The following is a 4436-nucleotide window of genomic DNA, read 5'->3' as shown; positions in this document are numbered from 1 at the left end:
TGGGTGGAATGGGCATCTGGGTGGAATGGGCATCTTGGTGGAATGGGCATCTGGGTGGAATGGGCATCTGGGTGGAATGGGCATCTGGGTGGAATGGGCATCTGGGTGGAATGGGCATCTGGGTGGAATGGGCATCTTGCCCGTTTCATTTCCGAGCGGGCTGTCCTAACTCTGGCTACGAGGCGGAAAATTAGGGCCCCCCTAAAGCACCACTAGCAACTCATTAAAGCTGTTTGACCCTGTGGTGCGTTACGGGCAGCAACCTAACCCTGGCTACGAGGCGGAAAATTAGGGCTCCCCTAACGCACCCTACGAAACTAACCTTTAGTGCTCTGCTAGTTTAAGCTACATGTTTAGCCTAGGTTGAGCCTAGCTATCATGAGCTAAAAACTTTTTCAGCCAAGGCTCAGTGATTTGTTCTAGGGATTCAAGGGTGACATCTGCGATCGCAAAACGTTCATCCTCTAGATTTTCTGGTGCTGGAACTGCAATACATGCCATGCTGGCAGCTTTGGCACTAATCACGCCACGAACCGAATCCTCTAAGGCAACACACTTGGTTGGTTCTATACCCAGACGACGGCTAGCGGTGAGATATACTGCTGGATGGGGTTTACCAAATTCCTCGGCTTCTGCTGATGTAATCACATCAAAGGCATCCTTTAAATCGAGCCGTTTGAGTACTGTATCAATTAGACCGATGGGAGATGACGTGGCTAGGGCTAGGGGTAAGTTTAATTCCCGACACAAGTTTACGGTTTCAATTGCACCTGGCATCGGTTGTCCCATGGTCATCAATAGGTCACTCATCCGAGCAATCATTGTTCGACATACCTCAGCTTGGCTCATACCAGTCCAAGGAAATCGAGCATACCAATACTTGACCACCTCATCGTTTCGCAAACCCATTGTTTGAGAAGACATACTCTCGTTCATGGGAATGCCAAGGTCATTGAAGACTTCGATTTCTACCTTAGACCAAAACGGTTCACTATCAATTAGTAAACCATCCATATCAAAGATCACAGCTACATCCTGCATCAGAATCTTCCTCAAGCGTCGAGATCTACAACAGTTCGGGTTCCAGGCTGTGGACTCCAATTAGTCAATTCTATAGGAAGCTTCTCTAGAGGGATAAACCGACCCAACAGTTGTTCAAAGAATGCCTCGTCGCCCTTGATGGATGCGATCGCAGCCGCAATGGTTTCGTCTGTAGCACCAGCAAAAGATGTCACTACCGCAATCTCTCGCATAAATAACTCATGGGGAGAAATCGGTAAAGAAATTCCTTGTTTAGGAACACCATAGATACAGACTAAACCGCCTTTACGAACAAGATCTAGTGCTGTAGCCAGACCCCCTGGTGAACCGGAACATTCCACCACCACATGTGCCTGGTTTGGTTCTGGAACTTCGATCCGTTCAATTCCCAATTTGTTTAGCCAAGGGAGCGGCTCTTTGGTGATATCGTAAACTTTAATTTCTCCCTTGAAGTTGGGGGAATGATTTAGGAGGTAGGTAATTAGAGTACCTGAAATACCCCCCCCAATCACCAGGACTTTAGGGCGTGAAGTAGCTAATATATTAACACCAGCTAGAATCCGTTTTACTCCCCTTACTGCACAACTTAAAGGCTCAATGAGCACCCCTAAAGATGGATTGGAGAATTCAAAAGGATGTAGGGAATTTATAGGAGCACAAATTTGCTCAGCATACCCTCCATGTTCATTTACTCCAAGTTCTTGGAGATTGATGCAATGACTAGTTAATCCCTCTAAACAATAACTACATTTTCCACAGGAAATCTCATTATTGAGGGCAAAATGACCTTTTTGATTAGGCAGGCTACAGACTACTTCATGACCAAGAATACAATCTTTATCTAAGCCTGCTGCGGTTAGTTGCTGGTCTGTTTTACAGACTCCCACAAATTCTACCTTAGCAATGACTTCATTATCTTGAGTCTTGCTAGGCTCAGGAAAATCGCGAATGTCTACTTGATTGGCTTTGGATAAAACTGCTGCTCTCATTAAATAGCTCCTGCGGTTTCAGGGGTTGGACATAATAGGATATCAAGTTTGTGTAGGACTTGATCTAAAACACCAATAGTGCAATCAATTTCCTCGTAGCTGATATCAAGATAAGGAGCAAATTTCAAAACGTTCAGGTCGTATCCTCCGGTTTGGAGAATCATGCGCCAACTCTGGTCTTTCCAAATAAAATCATTATCCTGAGCAATGCTTGCTGCTAGTTTGGCAGACCCTTTGTAAGGTATACCCTTTTCATCAGCAAAAACCATGTTAAGTATAAGTCCGAGTCCATCTACGCTATAGACACAGGAATGACGGGCTTGGAGTTCTTTTAGTTTGCTCAAAAAGTACAAACCTTTTGCTGGCACTGATCTTTCGTAGTCTTGTGCCAGCATATAACGCCATGTTGCTAAAGCAGCAGCAGTTCCGAGAGGATGGTTAGCAAAATTGCTGTGAGCGTGTCCAGGAGTGAAAAAGTCTGGTGCTACTAGGTCTTCTCGCGCCCAGACTAAGCTAACTGGACTCAAACCATTGGTGAAGGATTTGCTCAAAGTAATAATATCTGGCACAAACCCAAAATGTTCGAAGGCAAATAATTTACCAGTACGGTACATCCCAACTTGAATTTCGTCATCAAAGACAAGAAGTCCGTGCTTTTGTCGTAACTCACTGATAAACCCTTTAAAGAAATCCCTGGGTGGGATGGTGTAGCCTCGTCCTTGACAAGGTTCTACAACTATCGCACCCACTTCTGAACTGGTCTCACTTGCGATGCCATAAAATTCGTTGGAGAATGCCTTCCGAATCATGCTCTCGCAGTATAAGTCACAGGTTTCCCGTTCCTTTTCATAGAAACACTGAGCGCAGTTAGCAAACGGAAACATAACTGCCCGTTCTGAGAACTCATTAAAATACTGTCGATATCGATGACTACTCGAAAGGTTGAGAGTACCAAGAGAGCGACCATGATAACCACCCATCATCACAGCTACTTTATTCTTGCGGGTGTTTTTACGAATAATCTTTAGGGCATCTTCCACCACAAGTGCGCCGCCCACATTAAAAGATACTCGGCCTTTGACACCTGTTCTTTCATACATCGCATCTACTACTTGTTTGGCGATTAATAATTTTTCACGATGTAGAAAGTCGCCATTGGCTTGAGGTAATGTATGGAGTTGTTTAGTAACCTCTGATTCAATCTCTGGATTGCGATACCCAAAGTTACAACTTGAGTGCCACATTCCCGTATCGATATAAGATTTGCCTTCATCGTCGAAAACCAATCCACCCTTACAACCAGTTACAATGATCGGTCGCTCTTGATAGTGAACCGTATCCCCCCAACATAGATATTCCTGATCAATTTCGCGCAGAGCCTGGCTATCGATTGTAGTTGGTGAATCTAGTCTTTCTTTATCTAAGACCGAATTTATTTTGATGCCTTGGTGCAAGGACATTTCTGTACTATTGCCACACCATTCTTCAGCCGTTTTTGACGATCCTTGATTAATCTCGGTCATGATATCACTTTTTTTCTTGTTTTACCTTTTTTGCACAGGGTAAGCGCAATAATCAATAAAGATGCAGTCTGATCAGCACTATTTAAAACAATTACCATAGTACTACAAATCACTTCTTAATATGAGCCTAATCCTTGCTATTGCTCTGGATCAGATTTTGGGTTAATTTTTATTGCGCTTACCGGAATTTTCTGCACCCAGAGTATCCTATCACAGGATAATGAAATGATCTGGATTTAAAATATTAAAAAATTGTTAAGCTTAACCAAAACAAGATTATTACCCAGAAATATTGACAATCTATTAAATATATGATAAAAAAAAAAAATTATCAAAAATACTAACTATAAACGGTGTAACTTCAAGTCAGTTCCATAACACTTTATAAATTTTTATATATGTGATAATTTTTTATTATCAAAAACCCTAACTATAAACGGTATAACTTCAAGTCAGTTGCTTTATCCTTTACGCCATAAAGCTTTGATTAGTATTTTAGGGAGCAGGGACTTCGGAGCAGGTAACAGGAAATAAGGAATAGCGATGCAGCAAGGGAACAGGGGAGGCAGTGCGGTCTTGGGGAGGCAGCGCATGGGTCTGTGTGCGGACGCAGGTTCCGCACACAGACCCATGCGCCACTCGCGGTCTGCCGTGGTTTCCCCCACTCGCGCTTGGGATCAAGACGGGAACAGGGAAAAAATTCTGTTTACCTCAGGTGCGACCTGAGGGTCGCACCTGTGGATATTATTTCTACGGCTATTTTTTTGAATTTTAATTTAATCTAATCGACAAGCTATCAATAAAAGGTTTTTTTTCGGGAAAGACTTAGGGAAAGTTAACTCTTCTTTGATGCCAACAACGAACACCCGTTACCGCTGTTGAG

The 4436-nt window shown here is 43.3% G+C and carries 4 protein-coding genes; 1 reads left to right on the top strand and 3 read right to left on the bottom strand.

Annotated elements, in window-relative coordinates; all coding sequences use genetic code 11:
- A partial coding sequence (locus tag F6K20_RS25745) for a hypothetical protein (RefSeq protein WP_287296532.1) occupies window positions 1-194 on the top strand: 194 nt, incomplete at its 5' end.
- A gap of 175 nt (window positions 195-369) precedes the next feature.
- Here F6K20_RS25745 and hxpB read toward each other — a convergent pair.
- Genes hxpB through F6K20_RS25730 form a run of 3 tightly spaced genes read right to left on the bottom strand, consistent with a single transcriptional unit; the run spans window position 370 to window position 3553 of the window.
- Window positions 370-1041 carry a hexitol phosphatase HxpB gene (gene hxpB, locus F6K20_RS25740; protein ID WP_287296531.1) on the bottom strand — a complete coding sequence of 224 codons (672 nt, stop codon included), beginning with the start codon at window positions 1039-1041 and terminating at the stop codon, window positions 370-372.
- A gap of 11 nt (window positions 1042-1052) precedes the next feature.
- Window positions 1053-2030 carry a zinc-dependent alcohol dehydrogenase gene (locus F6K20_RS25735; protein ID WP_071102372.1) on the bottom strand — a complete coding sequence of 326 codons (978 nt, stop codon included), beginning with the start codon at window positions 2028-2030 and terminating at the stop codon, window positions 1053-1055.
- Window positions 2030-3553 carry an aspartate aminotransferase family protein gene (locus tag F6K20_RS25730; protein WP_083373510.1) on the bottom strand — a complete coding sequence of 508 codons (1524 nt, stop codon included), beginning with the start codon at window positions 3551-3553 and terminating at the stop codon, window positions 2030-2032. The genes F6K20_RS25735 and F6K20_RS25730 overlap by 1 nt, the downstream gene beginning before the upstream one ends.
- Between the last annotated feature and the right edge of the window lie 883 nt (window positions 3554-4436).

Source organism: Moorena sp. SIO2C4 (assembly GCF_010672485.1).
Lineage (GTDB): Bacteria > Cyanobacteriota > Cyanobacteriia > Cyanobacteriales > Coleofasciculaceae > Moorena > Moorena producens.
Note: the sequence above shows the minus strand (reverse complement) of the source record. Positions and strands in the feature narration are given on the sequence as shown.